The organism is Wenzhouxiangella sp. AB-CW3 (assembly GCF_014725735.1).
Lineage (GTDB): Bacteria > Pseudomonadota > Gammaproteobacteria > Xanthomonadales > Wenzhouxiangellaceae > Wenzhouxiangella.
The window spans coordinates 242,463-261,900 of record NZ_CP061368.1 but is presented as its reverse complement, the minus strand read 5'-3'; the positions used below and the strand labels follow the sequence as shown (position 1 = coordinate 261,900).

General features: G+C 64.1%; 16 protein-coding genes and 1 tRNA gene. 2 read left to right on the top strand and 15 right to left on the bottom strand.

Annotated features, from left to right (window positions below; all coding sequences use genetic code 11):
- Positions 1–12 precede the first annotated feature (12 nt).
- From IC757_RS01125 to IC757_RS01085, 9 genes are all read right to left on the bottom strand, one after another.
- On the bottom strand, positions 13–282 hold the full coding sequence (locus IC757_RS01125; RefSeq protein ID WP_190975578.1) for a YbeD family protein: 270 nt from the start codon (positions 280–282) through the stop codon (positions 13–15).
- 9 nt (positions 283–291) lie between these two features.
- Positions 292–1,455, bottom strand: coding sequence for a D-alanyl-D-alanine carboxypeptidase family protein (locus IC757_RS01120; RefSeq protein WP_190975577.1), 1,164 nt, complete (start codon positions 1,453–1,455; stop codon positions 292–294).
- A 28-nt stretch (positions 1,456–1,483) separates the two neighbouring features.
- The gene (locus IC757_RS16905; protein ID WP_190976891.1) at positions 1,484–2,269 is read right to left on the bottom strand and encodes a septal ring lytic transglycosylase RlpA family protein; all 786 of its coding nucleotides are present in this window, start codon (positions 2,267–2,269) and stop codon (positions 1,484–1,486) included.
- Positions 2,269–3,225 (bottom strand): lytic murein transglycosylase B, encoded by a 957-nt coding sequence (mltB, locus tag IC757_RS01110; RefSeq protein ID WP_190975576.1) that lies wholly within the window; start codon positions 3,223–3,225, stop codon positions 2,269–2,271. Before mltB ends, IC757_RS16905 begins: the two co-directional genes overlap by 1 nt.
- Before the next feature lie 150 nt (positions 3,226–3,375).
- Positions 3,376–4,479: a rod shape-determining protein RodA gene (rodA, locus tag IC757_RS01105; RefSeq protein WP_223846198.1), complete on the bottom strand. Its 1,104-nt coding sequence runs from the start codon at positions 4,477–4,479 to the stop codon at positions 3,376–3,378.
- Entirely contained in the window at positions 4,476–6,323 is a 1,848-nt protein-coding gene (gene mrdA / locus IC757_RS01100; RefSeq protein ID WP_190975575.1) for a penicillin-binding protein 2, read from the bottom strand. The genes rodA and mrdA overlap by 4 nt, the downstream gene beginning before the upstream one ends.
- Positions 6,320–6,811 (bottom strand): rod shape-determining protein MreD, encoded by a 492-nt coding sequence (mreD, locus tag IC757_RS01095; protein ID WP_190975574.1) that lies wholly within the window; start codon positions 6,809–6,811, stop codon positions 6,320–6,322. The genes mrdA and mreD overlap by 4 nt, the downstream gene beginning before the upstream one ends.
- A complete protein-coding gene (gene mreC, locus IC757_RS01090; RefSeq protein ID WP_190975573.1) occupies positions 6,808–7,782 on the bottom strand; it encodes a rod shape-determining protein MreC in 975 nt (324 codons plus the stop codon). Before mreC ends, mreD begins: the two co-directional genes overlap by 4 nt.
- A 33-nt stretch (positions 7,783–7,815) precedes the next feature.
- Entirely contained in the window at positions 7,816–8,862 is a 1,047-nt protein-coding gene (locus tag IC757_RS01085) for a rod shape-determining protein (RefSeq protein ID WP_190975572.1), read from the bottom strand.
- A 167-nt stretch (positions 8,863–9,029) separates the two neighbouring features.
- On the opposite strand from IC757_RS01085, the gene IC757_RS01080 reads away from it, so the two are divergent.
- Entirely contained in the window at positions 9,030–9,974 is a 945-nt protein-coding gene (locus IC757_RS01080) for a carbohydrate kinase family protein (RefSeq protein ID WP_190975571.1), read from the top strand.
- 48 nt (positions 9,975–10,022) lie between these two features.
- Here IC757_RS01080 and IC757_RS01075 read toward each other — a convergent pair whose 3' ends face one another.
- Genes IC757_RS01075 through IC757_RS01055 form a run of 5 tightly spaced genes read right to left on the bottom strand, consistent with a single transcriptional unit; the run spans position 10,023 to position 16,113 of the window.
- A complete protein-coding gene (locus tag IC757_RS01075; RefSeq protein ID WP_190975570.1) occupies positions 10,023–13,352 on the bottom strand; it encodes a pilus assembly protein in 3,330 nt (1,109 codons plus the stop codon).
- A gap of 25 nt (positions 13,353–13,377) precedes the next feature.
- Positions 13,378–13,968, bottom strand: a complete 591-nt coding sequence (locus IC757_RS01070) for a PilX N-terminal domain-containing pilus assembly protein (protein WP_190975569.1) — start codon at positions 13,966–13,968, stop codon at positions 13,378–13,380.
- 18 nt (positions 13,969–13,986) lie between these two features.
- On the bottom strand, positions 13,987–15,165 hold the full coding sequence (locus IC757_RS01065; protein WP_190975568.1) for a PilW family protein: 1,179 nt from the start codon (positions 15,163–15,165) through the stop codon (positions 13,987–13,989).
- Positions 15,162–15,602, bottom strand: a complete 441-nt coding sequence (gene pilV, locus IC757_RS01060; RefSeq protein WP_190975567.1) for a type IV pilus modification protein PilV — start codon at positions 15,600–15,602, stop codon at positions 15,162–15,164. The genes IC757_RS01065 and pilV overlap by 4 nt, the downstream gene beginning before the upstream one ends.
- A gap of 10 nt (positions 15,603–15,612) precedes the next feature.
- Positions 15,613–16,113 (bottom strand): GspH/FimT family pseudopilin, encoded by a 501-nt coding sequence (locus IC757_RS01055; protein WP_190975566.1) that lies wholly within the window; start codon positions 16,111–16,113, stop codon positions 15,613–15,615.
- Between the two features lie 286 nt (positions 16,114–16,399).
- Here IC757_RS01055 and IC757_RS01050 point away from each other — a divergent pair.
- Positions 16,400–16,475, top strand: a tRNA-Ala gene (locus IC757_RS01050).
- Positions 16,476–16,519: 44 nt separating this feature from the next.
- On the opposite strand, the gene IC757_RS01045 is transcribed toward IC757_RS01050, so the two are convergent.
- Positions 16,520–19,366, bottom strand: a complete 2,847-nt coding sequence (locus IC757_RS01045) for a hypothetical protein (RefSeq protein ID WP_190975565.1) — start codon at positions 19,364–19,366, stop codon at positions 16,520–16,522.
- Positions 19,367–19,438 lie beyond the last annotated feature (72 nt).

Sequence of the window (19,438 nt, the reverse complement as noted above, 5' to 3'; positions counted from 1 at the left end):
CCCGCCCCGCATTCAAAGCGTCATCACCACCGCCGGCACGTCCCGAACTTCGGAATACACCGACTCCAGGTGAGAGCGTGATCGGACCTCGATGGTCACGGTAATGCTTTCGAAACGACCATGGCGGCTAGGACGCACGCGAACATCCTTTTCATCCGGAAGTTCGGCATGGCGCCCAATGGCGCGCAGCACCTCGGCCATGACATCCTCGCCGCTGCGCACCATGGCCTTGACCGGCCAGCGGCAGGGAAACTCAAGCGGACCGTCGTCGTGCTCGACCATGTGCAGCCGTCAATCGCCTCCGAACAATCCGCCCAGCCACAACCGCACGCTGTCGGTGGCGCGGCCGAAGAAGCCGGCCTCCTCGATGTCGGTCAGCGCCACCAGCGGCCGCTCGGCCACCGACTCGCCATCCAGGCTGATCACCAGCCGGCCCAGCTCGCTGCCCGCGCTGACCGGAGCAGTCAGCGTATCGTCCATTTCCAGGCGCGCTTCGAGCGCCTCGTAACGACTGCGCGGAATGGTCACGAACAACTCGTCCTCGATGCCCAGATCGATCTTGTTGTCACGCCCCCGCCAGATGCGCTCGCTGCTGAGTTTGTCTCCGGCCTCGTAGAGCTGGTAGGTCTCGAAGAAGCGGAAACCGTAGTTGAGCAGCGACTGGCTGGCCGTGGCACGGGCGTCCTCGCTGTCGGTGCCCATGACCACGCTGATCAGGCGCATGCCGTCGCGGCTGGCCGAGGTCACCAGGCAGTAGCCGGCACTGGAGGTATGCCCGGTCTTGAGGCCGTCAACCGAGGGGTCGCGCCACAACAAGCGGTTGCGGTTGTGCTGGCGAATGCCGTTGAAAGTGTATTCACGCTCCGAGTACCAGGAATAGAAATCCGGAAATTCCCGGATCAGGGCGGCGGCCAGAATGGCAATGTCGCGTGCCGTGGTGTACTGGTCGGGGTCTGGCAGACCGGTGGCATTGGTGTAGTTGGTGCCGGTCATGCCCAGGCGGGCGGCGGCATCGTTCATCATGCCGGCAAAGACCTCCTCGGAACCGCCGACATGCTCGGCCAGCGCCACGCTGGCGTCGTTGCCCGACTGGATGATGACACCCTTGAGCAACTCCTCGATACCGACGCGATTGCCGACCTCGACAAACATCCGCGAGCCGGGCATGCGCCAGGCATACTCGGAAATGACCACTTCGTCATCCAGCGACAGGTTGCCGTCACGAATCTCGGAAAACACCAGGTAGGAGGTCATCAGCTTGGTGATGCTGGCCGGCTCGACCCGGGCATCGGGTTCACGCTCGGCGATGGTCTGGTTGCTGTGATAGTCGACCAGCACGTAACTGGTCGCACCCACGGACGGCGGTGACGGTACCGGCGACTGGGCCAGGGCCGGGGCGGCCGACAGCACCAGGGTCAGCGCGATGATCTTGATCAGGGAGAAATGGGAAATCATGTCGATTGGACGATTGTGAGTCTCGGTCTCAGGGATAGACATATTGTGCCGGACCGAAGCCCAGTTCGGTGACCCGTTCGATCAGGGATCGGGCACGCTCGACCTGGTCGATCGGGCCGACCCGAACGCGCCAGATAGGCCCGCCGGCATTGCGTGCCGTTTCGGTGTGTATGGGTCCCAGGCCGGCGTTTTCAAGCCGTTCGGCCATGCCGCGGGCGCGATCCTGGTCGGAAAAGGCGCCCACCTGGACAAATACCGGCACTCGGGCCGGTCGCGGCGTCACGCCCTGATCCTCGTCAAAGGTAATCGCGCGCACCTTCACCGGCGCCGTGCCCTTGTCGACCATGTCGAGCTTGACCGCCGCCGCCCAGGACAGGTCGATGATGCGATCGGGATGGAACGGGCCGCGGTCGTTGATGCGTACGATAATGGTCTTGCCGGTATCGAGCCGGGTCACCTCGGCCCAGGTCGGCAGGGGCAGACTGCGATGCGCCGCGGTCATGCGGTACATGTCGTAGGGCTCGCCCGACGAGGTCGGGCGACCATGAAACTTGGTGCCGTACCACGAGGCAATGCCGCGTTCGGCGTAGCCCTCGGCAGTGGAGCGGACGTGATAGGTCTGGCCGAAGACCTCGTAGGGACTGTGATTGCCGTAGGCGCTGGGGGGCTCGGGGCGCGGCTGGGGTGTCTCGATCAGGGCCGGATCAAGCTGATCGTCCGGGGCCCCGTCGACCTCGGGCCCGGGCATGCGGACCTCGCGCCCGCAACCGGCCAGCAGCACCGCCACGGCAATGAGCGGCAGTGCAGTACGCATCACTGTTTGCGCTCCCGGATGGCTTCGGCCAGCTGGATGACTGCCATGGCATACAGCGGCGAGCGGTTGTAGCGGGTGATGACGTAGAAATTGTTCAGCCCCACCCAGTACTCCCGGCCGTTCTCGGTCTCGAGTTCGACCAGCGTGGCCGGCGTGTCGGGCGAGAGGCCATCGCGGTCGAAATCGATGCCCTGCCCGGCCAGCTCTTCCAGGCTGGTGGCCAGGCGCGGATTGAACTCGAAGTCCAGGTCATCGGGCACGCCATTGACCGGCAACACCGTCAGGCCATCCGGGTCCCAGTCATGTTCGGCCAGGTAATTGGCCACCGAGCCGAGTGCGTCGGGCAGCGAACGCCACAGATCCCGCGAACCACTGCCGTCGAAATCCACGGCATAGGCGCGGTAGCTCGACGGGATGAACTGGCCGATCCCCATGGCGCCGGCGTACGACCCCCGCACCTCGTTGACCGGCAGGTTTTCTTCATGGGCCAGGCGCAGGAACTGGGCCAGCTCGCGGGAAAAGAAGGCCGCGCGCCGGGGGTAGTAGAAGCCCAGCGTGGCCAGCGCATCGATGACCCGGAAACTGCCGGTATTGACCCCGTAGTTGGTTTCCACGCCGACGATGGAGACAATGATCTCCACCGGCACGCCGAAACGCTCGGAAACCTCTTCGAGCAGATCGCGATTGGCGCGCCAGAACTCCGCGCCCGCGTCAATGCGCGTTTCGGTCAGAAAAATCGGTCGGTACTGATACCAGGGCCGCGCCTCGGCCGGCCGCGTCATGGCATCGATGATCGACTGCTGATACCGCGCCTCGGCCAGCACGGCCCACACCTCGTCGGCATCCAGCCCATGCTCGCTCACGGCCATCTCGACAAAGGCTTCGGCACCTGGATGAACATCATCGGCCTGGGCCGCAACAGAAACAGACAACAGCAATCCAATCAGCAAACGCATCAGCATCTCATCTCGATAGCCAGACATCAGTCAATATAGAAACCCCCAACAAGCAAAGGTTTCCACCCACCCCCAACCCCGAATTCTACCCCTTAAACCACCCCCAAACACTTCACACTTCACACTTAACACTTAACACTCAAAGCCCCCTCACCCCATAAACCGCCGCCGACTATAAAGCCCCATCACAATCCCGAACGCCGCCAGCAACGTCACCGCCGATGTCCCCCCGTAGCTGACCAGCGGCAGCGGCACACCAACCACCGGCAACAGGCCCGAAATCATCCCGACGTTCACGGCCACATACAGGAAGAACATGAACACCAGGCTGCCGGCCAGCAGGCGGCCGAAACTGTCACGGCACTGGCTGGCCAGATACATGCCGCGCCCGACAATGCCGGCATACAGCGCCAGCATGACCAGTACGCCGACAAAACCGAACTCTTCGGCCAGCACGGAGAAGATGAAATCGGTGTGGGGCTCGGGCAGGAATTCCAGGTGGGACTGGCTGCCGGCCAGCCAGCCCTTGCCGGTCAGACCGCCCGAGCCGACCGCGATCTTCGACTGAATGATGTTCCAGCCCTGCCCCAGGGGGTCGGATTCCGGGCTGAGAAAAGTCAGGATGCGATGGCGCTGGTACTGGTGCAACTGCAGCCAGAGCACCGGGGCGATGGCGGCCAGGCCCAGCAGCATGAGCAGAATCAGGCGCCAGCGCAGGCCGGCCAGGAACAGCATGCACACGCCGCTGGCGCCGATGAGCACGGACGTGCCCAGGTCGGGCTGCATCACGATAAGGGCCACCGGCAGGGCAATCAGTGCCGCGGCCATGAACAGGGTGGACCAGTTCGGCGGCAGGCTGCGACGGTAGAACAGCAGCGCCAGCATCAAGGGCAGTGCCAGCTTCATCGCCTCGGAGGGCTGGAAACGGATCACGCCCAGGTCCAGCCAGCGCTGTGCTCCCCGGCCAACGCCGAACAGCAGCACGGCCACCAGCGTGAGCAGGGTGGCGAGAAACAGCCACGGCGCCCACAGTCGCAGCAGCCGCGGCGGCACGTGCGCCAGCACCACCAGGATGACCAGGCCCATGCCCAGGCGCACCGCCTGACGCCAGACCAGGCCGATCTGCTGTTCGCCGGCCGAGTACAACACCAGCATGCCGAACCCCATCAGGACCAGGAGCATACCCATCAGCCATGGGTCCAGACGCCACTGTGGCATCAGGGATCCCGTTCGATCGGCCAGCAACGGGCTCACGGTGCCTCTCCCTTGTCCATGAGCCCCAGCTCGGCGGCGGCCTTGATGACCTTTCCGGCCGCCGGGGCCGCCACGCGGGCTCCGCCACCGCCGTGTTCGGCCACCACCACGACCGCGATCTGCGGGTCATCGAACGGGGCAAAAGCAGTAAACAGCGCGTGATTGCGCAGGTGCTCGGGCAGCTCATCCTGCTCGCGCTCATCCACGCCCTCGGCTTCACCGGGTCGGCCGAAGACCTGGGAAGTGCCGGTTTTACCGGCCAGCCGCACTGGCACGTCGGCGGCGATAGCCCGGGCCGTGCCGGACGGCCCGTGCACCACGGCCTCCAGGCCGGAAAAAACGGCCGCCCAGTCGGCATCGGCATGCTCGACCATGCGCGTCGGTTCGGTCGGCACGACCAGCCAGGGGGGCGCGGTCTGGCCGCGCCCGGCCAGCGCCGCCGTGGCGTGGGCCAGTTGCATGGGGGTGACCACGGTAAAGCCCTGACCGATACCGGTAATCACCGTCTCGCCGGGATACCAGGGCTCACCGAAGGTGGCGCGCTTCCAGCTACGCGTGGGCAGGACACCGGTGAGTTCTCCCGGCAGATCCAGGCCGGTGGCACGTCCCAGGCCGAACAGTGCCAGTTCGCGCGATATGCGGTCGATGCCCAGGTCGACGGCCAACTGGTAGAAATAAACGTTCACCGACTCGGCCAGGGCCAGCTCCAGGTCGACCCAGCCATGACCGCCGCGCCGCCAGTCGCGGTAACGCCGGCTGTGGCCGGGCAACTGGAACCACCCGCGAGAGAACACCCGGGTTTGAGGGGTGATGGCGCCGGTTTCCAACCCGGCCAGGGCGATGAACGGCTTGATGGTGGATCCCGGCTCGTAGCCGCCGGCCAGAAAGCGGTTGAACAGCGGGCGCTGGTGATGGTGCAACAGGCTGGAGTAGTCGAACTGGCTGATGCCATGCACGAACAGGTTGGGGTCGAAACCGGGCTTGCTGACCAGGGCCAGCACCTCGCCGTTGTGAACATCCAGCACCACCACCGCCCCGGCATAGTCGCCCAGGGCCTCGTGCGCGGCGTCCTGCAACTGCAGGTCCAGCGTGAGCTGCAGGTCCTCGCCCGGGACCGGGTCCTGGCGCTCGATCACGCGCAGCACGCGCCCCTGGGCATTGGTCTCGACCCGCTCCAGCCCCGGCTGGCCGTGCAGCAGGTGTTCGTAGTGGCGCTCGATGCCGGTCTTGCCCACATGGCTGGTGGCACGGTACTGCTCGCGCCCCAGCCGGCGCAGGTCGCGCTCGTCGATGCGCCCGACATAGCCCACCACGTGCGACAACAGCTCGCCATGGGGGTAATGGCGGGTCAGGTAGGGTTCGATCTCGACACCGGGGATCTGGTGACGATGCACCGCCAGTCGCGCGACCTCTTCGTCGCTGAGGTTGCTCTTGAGGGTGACCGATTCGAAGCGGCGCTGGCGCATGCGCTGGCGCTGGAAGCGGCGCTGCTCCTCGGCGCTGATGGTGACCAGCTCCGACAGTCGCTCGACCGTCTCTTCCAGGCCCTCGGTCCGCTCGGGCACGATGGCCAGCCGATAGGCCGGACGGTTCTCGGCCAGCACGCGGCCATTGCGATCGAGAATCAGGCCGCGATTGGGCGCGACGGCATTGAGCCGGATACGGTTTTCGTCGGCGCGCGCCGCGTAGCGTTCATGCTCGCCCAGTTGCAGGGTGCCGAAGCGCCAGCCCAGCACCAGGAAGATCGCCAGCATCACGGTCACCACGAAGCGGAAGCGACGCTGGATCAGCGCCAGTTCCTCGCGCTCGTTGCCAAGCGTGCCGCTGTGTTGCCGGTCGATCATATGCGCTGTCGGCGTTCGAACTGACGCAGCCGGTCGAGCAGCAGGAACAGCCATGGCCAGACCACAAGCCCGACCAGCGGCGCCAGCCACCAGGCCACGGACGGCCAGGCATCGTCGGTCAGGCCGACGATCCACAACTGCACGATGCGGTCATTGAACAGCAGGGCCATCACCGCGGCCGCCTGTTGCCACGGCGGGAAAAAGCGCAGGCGATTGCGGAAACGCTCGGTCAGATAGCTGATCACGAGCAGGCTGAGCGCATGCTGACCCAGCAGACTGCCGGTCAGCAGATCGAGCAGCAGCCCGAGGATGAAAGCCTGGCCTAACTGACGCAGCCGACCGGCTTCCAGGTTCCAGTAGATCAGCACCAGCGCGACCCAGTAGGGTCGGGCCGGGGCCACCGCTTCGGGCAGCGGCATCAGGGTCAGTACCAGGGCTGCCAGCAGCGACAGCCAGAGGACATACGAAGTGGAATTGGGACGGCTCATGGCTGATCCTCCCCGCCCACATCGTCTGGGCTGTCGGCTTCGATATCGGCTTCGGTGTCGATTTCGGCGTCGGCCTCGTCTGTCGTTGTGCCGGCGTCATCCACTGATTCAGCAGGCTCCGCGTCGGGCTCGGCCATGGCCACCACCAGCACATGCCGGGCGCGGTCCAGCCGGCCCAGCGGCCGGGCATCGGCACGGGCGAACGGCTCGCCGGAACGGCGCGTGACATCGCGAATTTCGGCCACCGGCAAGCCCGGCGGAAAGACCCCGCCCAGCCCTGAGGTGATCAGCACGTCGCCGGGCACGAGATCGACATTCATGGGCAGGTCGGTCAGGCGCAGCGAGTTGATCTGCCCGGTGCCATAGGCCACCGTACGCAAGTCGGTGCGGCGCACCCTGACCGGCAGGGCATGGTCCGGATCGGAAATCAGGATCACCTGGGCGGAGTTGCGGGCCAGGCGGTCGACCTGGCCGAGCACCCCCTCACCATCGATGACCGGCTGCCCGCGCTCCAGTCCATCGCGGCGTCCGCGATTGATCATGACGCGGTGCGAGTAGGGATTGAGGTCGACATTCATCAACTCCGCCGCGCGATAGGCCAGCTGAACCCGCCCGGTGGCATCCAGCAATTGCCGCAACTCGGCATTCTCGCGATCGAGTTCTTCGAGCATGATCAGCTCGGCGCTCTGATCGCGCACCTGCTGTTCCAGCAGCGCCACACGGTCCTGCAGTTCGTGGCGCGTGCGCAGCTCCTCGCCCAGGCGGCGACCGAAGGCAAACGGCGCCTCGATGGCAAGCAACACAGGTTCGACCACGGCGGTGGCGCGATTTCTGATATCGGCAACATAGCCGCCGCGATAATCCAGCACCATCAGGATGATGGCCAACAGGCAGTAGATCATCAGCCTGGCCGTTCGGGCGGCCAGGTCACTGGCGGCAACCGTGCCCCAGGTGCCGAGCGGCTGGTTCACTTGCCGCCCCGGCCCCTGCACTGGCACGGCAGATCAGCTGGCAAAGAAGAAATCGCCCTTGTTTTCATCCATCATTTCGAGTGCGCGGCCACCACCGCGGGCCACGCAGGTGAGCGGATCGTCGGCAATGATGACCGGCAGCCCGGTCTCTTCCATCAGCAGCTTGTCCAGGCCGCGCAGCAGGGCGCCGCCACCGGTGAGCACAATGCCGGTTTCGGCCACGTCGGCGCACAGCTCCGGCGGGGTCTGCTCCAGGGCGGTCTTGACCGCGCCGACAATGCTGGCCAGGGCCTCGTTGAGCGCCTCGAGCACCTCGTTGTTGTTGAGCGTGATCATCTTGGGCACGCCCTCGGCCAGGTTGCGCCCGGAAATCTGGATTTCCTTTGTCTCGTCGAGCTGATGGGCGCAGCCGATGTCGACCTTGATGCGCTCGGCCGTGGATTCTCCGATCAGGGTGCCGTAGGAGCGGCGCACGTAGTTGATGATGGCCTCGTCGAAGTGATCGCCGCCCACGCGCACCGAGTTGGAATACACGATGCCATTGAGACTGAGCACGGCCACTTCCGTGGTGCCGCCACCAATATCGAGCACCATCGAGCCACGCGCCTCGTGAATGGGAATACCGGCACCGATGGCCGCAGCCATGGGTTCCTCGATCAAAAACACTTCGCGTGCACCGGCGCCCTCGGCCGACTCCTTGATCGCGCGGCGCTCGACCTGGGTCGAGGAACAGGGCACGCAAACCAGCACGCGCGGGCTGGGACGCAGAAAGCGCGAGGAATGCACCTTCTTGATGAAGTGCTGCAGCATCTGCTCGGTCATGTTGAAATCGGCGATCACGCCATCCTTCAGCGGCCGGGTGGTGCGGATATTGCCCGGCGTGCGGCCCAGCATCTGCTTGGCCTCGGCACCGACCGCGGCCACGTTCTGCGGCCCGCCGGGGCCACGCTCCATGCGCACGGCCACCACCGAGGGTTCGTTGAGCACGATGCCCTGACCGCGCACGAAAATGAGGGTATTGGCCGTGCCCAGATCGATGGACAGGTCGTTGGAAAAGATACCGCGCAAGCGTTTGAACATGATAAGAGAGGGATAACCCGTTCGAGGTTGCAAAAGACCGACTAATTTAGCAACGGTGCCTCGATCCGGCAACAGCAATCGACCCTGAAATTGCAAATCCGGCTGATCTGCGGGGTTTCGGTACAATCGCGCACTGACTCTCACCCTTTATTCGTCAGGAGTGCTTCATGTCCGTACTGATCTGCGGCTCCATGGCCTACGACAACATCATGGTCTTTCCCGAGCGTTTTCGCGATCATATCCTGCCCGACAAGACCCACATGCTCAACGTGGCCTTCCTGGTGCCGGAGCTGCACCGCAACTTCGGCGGCTGCGCGGGCAACATCGCCTACAGCCTGAAGAAGCTCGGCGGCGAACCGCTGCCCATGGCCACGGTGGGCCCGGATTTCGACGACTACGCGCGCCACCTCGACCGACTGGGCATCTGCCAGGACTACGTGCGCGTACTGGGCAACCACTGGACCGCCCAGGCCTACATCACCACCGACATCGACGACAACCAGATCACGGCCTTCCACCCCGGCGCCATGAGCGAGAACCACTGCCAGGCCGTACCCACCAATGCCGGCGTGCGCTTCGGCATCGTCTCGCCGGACGGCAAGCAGGCCATGCTGGATCATTCCGAGCAGTTTCACGCCGCCGGCATTCCGCATGTCTTCGATCCCGGCCAGGGCCTGCCGATGTTCGATGCCGACGAACTCAGACGCATGGTCGACCATGCCGACTGGCTGACCGTCAATTCCTACGAGTGGGAACTGCTCAAGGAAAAGACCGGCTGGAGCCGCGAAGACGTGACCCGGCGACTGCCCGGCGGCCTGATCGTCACGCATGGCGGCGAAGGCTCACAACTCTGGCACAATGGCAGCGAAGCAACCATTCCGGCGGTCAAACCGGAACGGGTGGTCGACCCCACCGGCTGCGGCGACGCCTACCGGGCCGGCCTGCTCTACGGGCTGGAACGCGACTGGGATCCGGTCGACGCCTGTCGGCTGGGATCCCTGCTGGGGGCGCTGAAGATCTCCCACAACGGGCCACAACACCACGATTTCCAGGCCGAACAGCTCCTCGAACGGTTCCGCGCGGAATTCGGCAGCGACATGCCGCCGGGTTGAGGTCTGTCCGGGCCGGACCCGATTGGGGTCCGGCCCGGGATATACGGGCTAGCGTACCTGCATCCAGTTCTGGCGACGACCTTCGGCAAGATCCTCGGCCCATCCGGCCGTGCCTTCGAGAACCTCTTCGTGATCACCGATGCGAATGGCCACGTCCACCCCATCGGCAATGACCTCGCCGGTATCCGGATCAGTAACCGGGTCGCCATCGCTGTCGAGCAGGGGCCGTTCGCGCACGGTAAAGCCGACGCCGGCCGGCGCGCCTTCGATGTCGCCGATGCGGCCGGTGTAGTCATCACCAAAAGCACCCTCGGCGCTACCCACGCGCAGCAGGTAGCCGGCATTGATACCGCCGACGGCGCAGGGGTCTTCGATAGGCTGATAGGTGCTGAACAGCACCATGTCCTGGACCACGCGCGGCTGTGTCAGCACGCGTTCGCCACCGGAAAACTCAACAAACCAGCCGTCGTAATCCTCGAGATCGATGTCCTCGCGCTCGCCCGTGTTACTACCACCGAAACTGCGGCTTGTCAGATCGCCGCCCGGGGTGCCGTTTTCCGGATCGAGGTCATAGATCACATAGAAACGCTGGTTGTCAGTGGTCGAGTTGTCACCGGTCTCGAAGAACTTGCCGGTGCCGAAGCTCACCACGAAGCCGTTGCCAAACGGCGGGTAGCTGGTCTGCGGCGCGGCCGTGATCGGCCCGCTGGTTGAATGGATCTCGTCGGCACTGCTCGAAGGACTGTTCAGATCAAAGCGCCACAATGAGCCGTGGAGGTCGCCGGCGTAAACCCAGCGGCTGTAATGTTCATCCGGCCGATCCATTGCAATGCGGGCCGTGGACAGACCATTGGGATTGCCACTGCTGCCGGTTCCTGCGGCAATATTCTCCGTCAGGTTGCCACTTTCATCGAAAACGAGAAGGCGCGAGTCATTGTTCTCCGAGCCATAGCCATTGCCGGCTACAACCACGAACTCCCCGGTGTCACTGCCATCATCGATACGGGCAATCCCCGGGGCGGCGAAGGTAAAGCCCAGATCGTCTCCGTCACCACCGAGATCCTCCGGCGTCACTTCCCACAGGACAGTGGGGTTGTTCGGATTGGTCACGTCAATGGCAAACAGGCCCTTGCCACCGGCACCGAGACCGCCCAGCAGAACCGTCTTCCAGCCACCATCCCAGTAAGCGTCGACAACCCTCATGCTGCCATCGACGGTGTAGACGAAATCGGTGCCCGGATCGGCCAACTCGGGCAGGCGCGGCCAGACGGCGCGCGGCACATAGCCCCAGATTTCATTGCCGGATTCGGCATCGATGGCATGCACGACGCCGGCGTTGCTGCCGACGTAGACCACGTTGCGCCGGCCGCTCTTGCTGCTCACGTGCGACTGGTAGCTTTCCCTGAGTTCTTCAACACGGTCCCAGCCGTGGTTGATGGGGCGCTGCAGGGCCGGTTCGCTGCCGACCACGGCGCCGATCAGGCTGGATCGATCCTGGAAGTTGCCATTGTTGCGCTGCTCATTTGAAGCATCGCCGCGCACGTAATTGATGATGTCGATCGCCTGATCGACATCATCCTGATCACTGTCGTCACCGCCGAGAATCTCGATCATTTCGGCGAGCAGGTCGGCATTTCCGGGTTCGAAATCACCATTACTGGTTATGAGGCCACGATCCTCCCAAGCCGGCATCTCCTCGCTGGCCCGCCAGATCTCCGTCGCCGAACCGTCCGGATTGCGCTCGCCAACCACGTCACCGGTCCAGTCTTCCGGGTCGGCCAGAGTACGGAATCCAATGCTGTCCAGACGCATCACGGCCCCGGAGTTCAGGCTGCTGAACTCGGAACGAGCATCGGCGATGATCTGCTGGAAGATCTCGTTCATCGCTTCGATCAGACCCTGCTCATCCTCGGCCATCAGGGCCTTTTCCGTGCCACCGGCTGCAGCCAGCCTGTCCAGCGGGTCATCAGGCATTTTGGGGATGTCTTCCACGCCGGCCGGCAGGGCAAAACCGACAATATGGACATCGGCGCCGGTGACATTATGGAAGTCTTCGATGGCATCGGCAGCATCGTCCAGCGCTCCCGGCGGATCGTCACCCAGGCCGGTACCGTCGGCCGCAACCGATGGCAAACCGTCGGTAATCCAGACCGCGGCATTGACATCGCAAGATTCCGGCAAGTCGGGCAGGTCATCGTTCCAGCCCTGGTCCGGCCCGAAGGTGTTCGAGGTGCCGCTTCCCGCCTCCTCAAAGTAGTCGCGCGCGGTCTGCATGGTGCCTTCCAGCGGGGTCAGGCCGGCCGCGATCAGCGGCCAGGCCGGATCGGTCATCGCGTCCGGGTTCCAGTCGTGGCGCTGGGGCTGCAGTTTGGCTGTCAGGGCCGCCCAGTGAGCATCGTCAACCGCCGGATCACCGGTGTTGCCGCGAATCGGCACGTGAAGATAACCCTTGCCGGGTGCGGTGGTCGTTCTCCATTCCTTCTGATTGGTTTGCAGAAACACGGCACGACGACCCCAGCTGTCGATGCCACGCTGACGCTGACTGTCTACCAGAAACACATTCCAGCGCTGATTGCGGTCAGCAAACCAGAGCCCACTACCGATACCGGGTATATCATCCTCTACCGCCCCCGAATCCCGCAAATCACCAAACGACGTCATGTAGGTCGAGTCCTCATCATGCTCGTAGCTCGGGTCATAATGACAGTCCCACTGCTGGCCCCCACCGTCGCGATCTGTTCGGCAGTAAAAGCCAGTGACATTGTTATCCAGGTCCAGGGGCTGGTTGGTTGGTGTCCACGCATAACCTGGAATGGCGTCATTGAAGAACAGATAGATATCTTCGTCGTAAGGGTGCTGCGTGCGAAAACGCTTGATGTCGGAATCCCAACTTTGATTATGGTTGGGCTGATACCAGGATGGATTGGAGTCAGTGCTGAAGCGCACGTCAATCGCACGCTCGACCAGGTGCCAGCGGACCGTGCCACCGGAATTGAAATCACCTCGGTCCTGAGATGCGGGATGCTGCTGGTAGGACATCAGGCCCATATTGACGTTGTCTCGATAGTTGTCGATCAGCAGCAGCCCGACATCCTTGACAATGCTCGCCTTGCTGAGCGGTGAGCGCGCACCTGCCGGGCAATGGTCTGCATCCATATTCGGCCCCGGAACGCACTTGGGGTCGCTTCGGTCCAATGCCAGCCTTCCAGACGTGTCCTCCTGCATGCTTTCCGAGGTATCGGGGATCAGAAGGATATTGGGCGGTTTGCCGGTGGCCATGGCCAGGGGTTTGGGGGCGATATTGACGCCGGCAAGGGTCGGGGCGCCCACGCCCCAGGCTAGCAACGCAGTCAAAGCCGCCAGTGTGATTCGCTTCATTGTGTAACTCCCGTCTGCCACATGTTCAACAGCCATCCGACCCGATGCCTTCCAGGGCGCCACCAAAATACATCGTCTGCAGGATTACCTGGCCGGTACCGGCCGGGCCGATTCCATGGGCCAGCACCAGGATGGTGTCCCGCGACGATGAGTATTCCGGCATGCCATCCGGACCCTCGTTCGGGTTTTCGGTTTCCCCCTCCTTGAGTCCACAATCCGGCGGCAGCTCCAGGGCCACATACCGGGCCTCGCCATCGCCGGTGGAATCGGAAATCCAGCTCAGTGCGTCCATGCAGTCGGCATCGGCCACCACGGCGCTGCCACCGCAGGCGCGCGCGGTCGGGCAAGCGGCCGGCCGCTCTTCCAGGCTGACGAATGGATAGTCCAGCCCCGCGCATTTGGCGGCGCGGAAATCGCGCTCGGCGGTGCGCGCGGCCAGCTCGGCCATCTGCAGCGCCTGGTTGCGCTCGGCGTAACTGCCGGCCATGCGTTCCTGCAACACGGTGTTCTGCATGGCGCCCAGGCCCAGTATGGTCAGGATCAGCAGAAAGATCAGCGCCATGATCAGCGCCAGTCCGCGTGCCGGTGCAACAATTGCTTGGGGGTGGTTTTGCATGTTCATGGGCTCCTGCCGTCAGCGCACGATGATGCGATTGCGCACCGCCACGGTATTGGAATAGACCACCCGGATGCGCCGGTCGTCCACGTTCACGTTCAGACCATTGCCAAGGTCAATGGTCTGGGCCAGATCCTTGTTGTCGACTTCCTCGGGCGAGACCAGCACCAGGTTCAGCTCGACGGCGGCCACATTGCTCCAGTCGCCGATCGCGTTGTCGCGCGGGTCACGGAAGGTGTTGTCGCCTTCGGTACGGACAAAGACCTGGAGGTTTTCCACGCCCTCGGCCAGTTCCTCGAAAACGCAATTCGCCGCATTCGCAGCGTTGCAGTTGCGTACCCGGAACAGAGCCGGCCGCGGACGGGCGGCCGTGGACCCGGCACTCAGGCCGATAAAATAGTAGATCACCTCGGAACGATAGAACTCTGTGTTTTCGCGATAGGAATGGCTCCAATTGACGTTACGATTGCGCACGCCGGTGTGGTTGTTTCCCTGGCCCCGATTGAAGGCAGATGCGTTGGCATTGTTGTTATTGACAAAGATGTCGCCGACGCCAGCAGTGCAGTCAACCGCGGTTACAACAGTTCCTTGGTCGACTCCGGTATTGGCGGAACCGACACTACCGCCGGGGTCATCATCTGGACACACATTCAGAGCACTGGCATTGGGGTTGTTGGGCGGTGACCCCGTGCAACCGGTAATGCCGGTCACAGCCTCCATGGTTCGCAGGGCGATGACATCCGTACCGGCCAGCGCCCGCCCCGCCAGGGCAGGCGGCAGGCTGCTACCATCGAAGTGGTCCCAATTGTTGCTATTTCCGGGCCCATACTCCGGAAAAGCATAAGTATCGCCAGCTCCGGTGTTGGTATAGTCAAACAGCATGATTCCGCCGGCATTCACGATATCCGCAACATCACCGTCAGCACCTGAAGTATCGATAATGAGATTGAGCTCGACCGGCGCACCACTGCACATGGGTGCCGAGCCGGCCATGCGCAGATCGCGGTTAAGGCGTTCCATGGAATAGCGCGCACTTTCCTGGGCCCGGACCAGGCCGTCGGAAACGCTGTAGGTCAGCCGGTTGGCCAGGAACAACTGCACCAGCGCGCCAGTAACCAGCAGGCCGAGAATCAGCGCAATCAACAGTTCGATCAACGAGAAGCCGCGTGCACGGCGGTTGAACAATGTCTGCCTCATAGCCGACTCCTCAGAGTGACCGTTTCCTGGGTCGCGCTGCCGTTATCGGTGATGCGATCGTCCGACCAGGTCACGGTGGCGACAGCCTGGTTGCCCTGTTCATTGACAGTGATGGTGACACTACCGGGGAATTGTGCGTTGTAACGGGAGCTGTTGCTCGTGTAATAGCTGTTGACCTGGGCCGGCGTGTCGCCGGCGCGCACCCGGTCGAGCGCATCCCCGGCCAATGTGGTGGCGAGCGAGTAATGGTGGGCGCTGTGGCTGTTGACCAGGGCATTGGACTGCATGGCCGCCACGGCCAGCAGACCCAGCGCCAGCACGACCACGGCAATCAGTACCTCGATCAGGGTCAGGCCACGCTGAGCACGGGGGACGGCGCCAGGCGCTACCATTGCACTGCACTCCTTGTCGATCATCCTTGGACTGGTCGCAATCATGGGCATCACATCATTCACAGGGCTCGACCATTACCTGGGCACGCCCCACGTGGGAGACATCGACAGTACGTCGCAGCGTTTGCCCCGCGCTGCAGTTGGCCGGCTGCACATGCAGGCTGAAACTGAAGTTACCCGCAGTGGCGCCGGCTACCGCGCCCATGGCATCAAAGTCGATTTCATCGTCGTCGTCCGAGACGATCGTGAAACGGTCCGGCAGCCCGTCCCACTGGCGCAGCATGTCATTGCCGACTCGAACCACCCAGCCATCGGCCCAGTCGCCACCGCAGGTCAGACCATCGCTGGATGCGCACAGGCGCACATCCTCACCGCGCTTGACGGCCTCGGAGCGGGCAAAGTTGAGTGCCGAGACCAGTGAATTGGCCTCTGCGGTGACGCGATTGGACTGGATGAACTGCATGAAGTTGGGCACGGCGAAGTTGGCCAGCACGACCAGGACCACGACGGTGATCATCAGTTCGATCAGACCGATGCCCTTGCTCAGATTTTTCACGGCCGCTGACCTCGGACTTGCGCGGTACGGATATTCATGCTATCGGCGCCTTGGCATCTTGTCAAAAGTCATTTCGGCAGTACATCACATTATTATAGACACAGCGTGATTTCAATCGCGGCAATTCCCCGCGGACGTCTCGCGCACACCGGAACGACAGCCTGACAACGCCGCCGCGCCAGGCCGGCGCGTGACACCGGGAGACTGTTGTCGCGCCGGCAAAACCGCTATAATGCCACCCGCCCGAATGCGCTGCTGCCAGGCGGCGGCGTCTGCCGAGGTTCGTGGGGCCGTAGCTCAGTTGGGAGAGCGCAGCAATCGCACTGCTGAGGTCAGGGGTTCGATTCCCCTCGGCTCCACCATTTTCCCGTTTACATCGGCCATTCTGTCGCGGCAGGCGAGCGGTTCAGACCTCCACCGAATCCGGATTGACGCCTGACCCGGCCATTGTCGTTCCCTGCCCCAGCGTGTATCCCCGGCATGTCTCGCCGTGCTTCTGGTAGAGCCGTGGCCGGCGTGGCTCGAGCAGGCCGAGATGGGGCGGACGGATGCGCTGTTCGTCTTCCCGCGACTCTTCGCGTTGCTGGCGGGCATGCTCCCGCATCAGGGTCGAGCGTGCCAGTTCCAGCAAGGCCGAACGGGCCTCCGGCGCGGGAACGGCATCGGCAACGAAGTCGGAATCGGCATCGTCTTGTTCGGCGCGAAGCTCCGCCACCGTTTCGATGACACTGAATCCCCACTGCCGGGCTCGCTGCCAGGCGGCCGCGAAGCCGGCCAGGGCGTGGCGCGGGTCGGACATGGACTCGACCAGCGCATTCAGCCGGGCCAGTTGCTGTTCGATGTCGGCCAGCCCCAGCAGGCCGCTGTCGGGGTTGAAGTGCAGGCGGCGGCTGTTCATGTAGCTCACAAGTTTTAGGCGGCGAATGCAGGCGGTCTGGTAGTCGGCGGTTTCCAGCCGCGTGGCCTCGGCCCGAAACAGGGTTTCGGCGGTGCGGTAGAGCTTGGCGGCGCGCTGACGGTCGAGATCCGGGTGGCGGGTATCGCAGGCGAGATGGTCGAGCATGTCGATGACACGGGGATCGATCCAGACGGCATGGCCATGGCGATTGTCGCGCGCCTGCTGGAACAGCGGGCTGAGACAGCGCTTATGCTCGATGCATTCGGAACGCAGACTGACCAGGTCAAGCAGGCGCCGGTCGCAGTCGCACATGGCCCGTTCCAGCGACTGTATCACTTCCGGATCTTTCCGCCCGCTGCGGCGCAAGGCAATGGCCTGGTCCAGGCAGGTCGCCACGCGCATCTGCGCGGTGTCCCGGGCGGCCTGGCGTTGCTGCCACCGCGAAGAGGGGATGCAGTCTTCCAGCCCGCCGTAGACGATTTCCCAGGCGGTGGCGCCCCGGTTGGCGACATCCTGCTCCAGCACCAGCGCGTCCAGCCCCGGCCGGTCGTCCCGCGCCACTTTCAGGTGGGTGGGGCGCAGCCCCCGGGTCAGCCCCAGCCCGGTGAAACGCCAGTTCGAATAAGCCAGGGAGGTCGGCAGACCCTCGCCGGGCTTGATGTTGTCGACGCCGCCCTCGCGGCCGAAATAGATGCCGGAATGATCGCCCTCCAGCATCGCTTCACCCTCGGCAATGGCCCGCACCTCGGCATCGGACAATCGCTCCCAGCCCTGCTCGCGCGCCTTGCGCTGGGCGGCAAAGGCCGGCCCGGGGCAGTTGAGGATGTTCTCCGGTTTCAGATCGGTATGGGTGACGTCATCGGCCAGCAACCGGTGCCCGTTGCGCATGAGGTTGGCCGCCATGCGCAGGCGATAGCTCAGGGGGCAGTCCTCGACCAGGCGACGCCGGGCGTCGAAGTCCGACAGCATGCCGTCGGCATTCCAGTCGGTCACGGCCAGCAAGAGCTTGTATTCGTCGTCGACCCACACCTGGTGCAGCAACGGCCCGAGGTGGCGCAGAAACTGCCGCGGCGACGGCGCCGGCGGATACTCCGGCCAGGGTGCGTCCGGTGTGTCAGTGGCCGGCCTTTCGGCATGCAGCGCGGTCAGGGTACCGGCAATGATGTCGCGTGCCAGGGCCTTGCCGTGACGCGCGCGGTCCAGCAACGCAGGTGCCTGCACGGTGTGCACGTACTGATGCGCCTGGATCAGTCGCACCAGGTCGCCGACCGATTCGAACGGCACGGCCTTGACCGCGACCCGGTGCCGCTCGCTGCGGTAAACCGCCACGTTGCGATGGTGCCCGCGCATGGCCGGCATGCCATCGGCCATGCGCTCCAGCATCCAGCGCCGCCCCTGCATGACGAAATGGTCCAGGTTGTGAAAGCAGGCTGCGCACTCCTCACCGGCACCCCAGATGCGCTGCTCGGCGGTCTTGCGATATGACGGCTTGCCGATGCTGATCAGGCGATCGCGCACCCGGGATTCGGCCAGGGCGTTGAAGCGGGCTTCAAAGGCGTCGCCCGGCGGCAGGAATCGCACCCGGCCATCGCGTCCGCGAAAAGCCGGACCGCGGCGATTGCCCAGAAACAGGGTCAGCAGCGACTGACGGTAATGGCCGTCGGGCTGGCGGTGCGGGCGCAGACACAGCCGCAGCGACACCGGACCCGATGGTGGCGTGCCGGCTTCGAAGTCGAAATGGCGCATGGCCTGCCGGAACGGCTCGCGATTACAGCGCTCGGCCCGACCATCGAGCGTCATGCTGTGATCGAAGTTTTGCACCGCGGCCTGCAAGTCGCGCGCGGCCACTTCGCCACCGTCCGGCAGCCACTGCGCCATCCAGTCGGCCACGGCGCTGCTGCCCTGCCCGTGGGCATTGAGCAGCATGAAGACCCGCTCGAAGTAGCCTGAGCGCAACTCGGCATCGCGTCGGACTTCGGCGACGTCGTGACGCCGGCGCTGCCTGTACAGTGGGTCCTCGATGCGCGCGTAGATCCGGACGCGCCCGGTATTGAAGATGCGGAAGCGGCCCGGCGAGGAGTGATACTGAAAACGCAGCGCCACGTAGCAGACGGCCGAACTGGAACAGGCAACGATGCGCGTGGGCCTGGCCTGAAGCCCGGCGAACCCGGCCCGACCGAGCACCGAGTCATCCTCGCCGCTGCGATCGGGCAACAGCGGCACGCCCGGCATGAGACGGGCAAAACTGGCCACCAGCATCTGCTCACGGCGCAGGCTGCGCTGAAGTGCCGTTCCATGCAGCTCACGATCAGAGCGCCAGAGCGACAACCAGCGGCGAAACAGGGATTCGGTCAATGGAATAATCGTTATAGTTGAGGACCGTCACACAAAACTGTACTGGAGCCCCGGGCTGGCGGCAAGCGCCGC

Coding starts and splice junctions, on each gene's coding strand:
- IC757_RS01125 (WP_190975578.1), bottom strand. CDS start 282: ATGGTCGAGCACGACGACGGTCCGCTTGAGTTTCCCTGCCGCTGGCCG.
- IC757_RS01120 (WP_190975577.1), bottom strand. CDS start 1,455: ATGATTTCCCATTTCTCCCTGATCAAGATCATCGCGCTGACCCTGGTG.
- IC757_RS16905 (WP_190976891.1), bottom strand. CDS start 2,269: ATGCGTACTGCACTGCCGCTCATTGCCGTGGCGGTGCTGCTGGCCGGT.
- mltB (WP_190975576.1), bottom strand. CDS start 3,225: ATGCGTTTGCTGATTGGATTGCTGTTGTCTGTTTCTGTTGCGGCCCAG.
- mrdA (WP_190975575.1), bottom strand. CDS start 6,323: ATGATCGACCGGCAACACAGCGGCACGCTTGGCAACGAGCGCGAGGAA.
- mreD (WP_190975574.1), bottom strand. CDS start 6,811: ATGAGCCGTCCCAATTCCACTTCGTATGTCCTCTGGCTGTCGCTGCTG.
- IC757_RS01085 (WP_190975572.1), bottom strand. CDS start 8,862: ATGTTCAAACGCTTGCGCGGTATCTTTTCCAACGACCTGTCCATCGAT.
- IC757_RS01080 (WP_190975571.1), top strand. CDS start 9,030: ATGTCCGTACTGATCTGCGGCTCCATGGCCTACGACAACATCATGGTC.
- IC757_RS01075 (WP_190975570.1), bottom strand. CDS start 13,352: ATGAAGCGAATCACACTGGCGGCTTTGACTGCGTTGCTAGCCTGGGGC.
- IC757_RS01070 (WP_190975569.1), bottom strand. CDS start 13,968: ATGCAAAACCACCCCCAAGCAATTGTTGCACCGGCACGCGGACTGGCG.
- IC757_RS01065 (WP_190975568.1), bottom strand. CDS start 15,165: ATGAGGCAGACATTGTTCAACCGCCGTGCACGCGGCTTCTCGTTGATC.
- pilV (WP_190975567.1), bottom strand. CDS start 15,602: ATGATTGCGACCAGTCCAAGGATGATCGACAAGGAGTGCAGTGCAATG.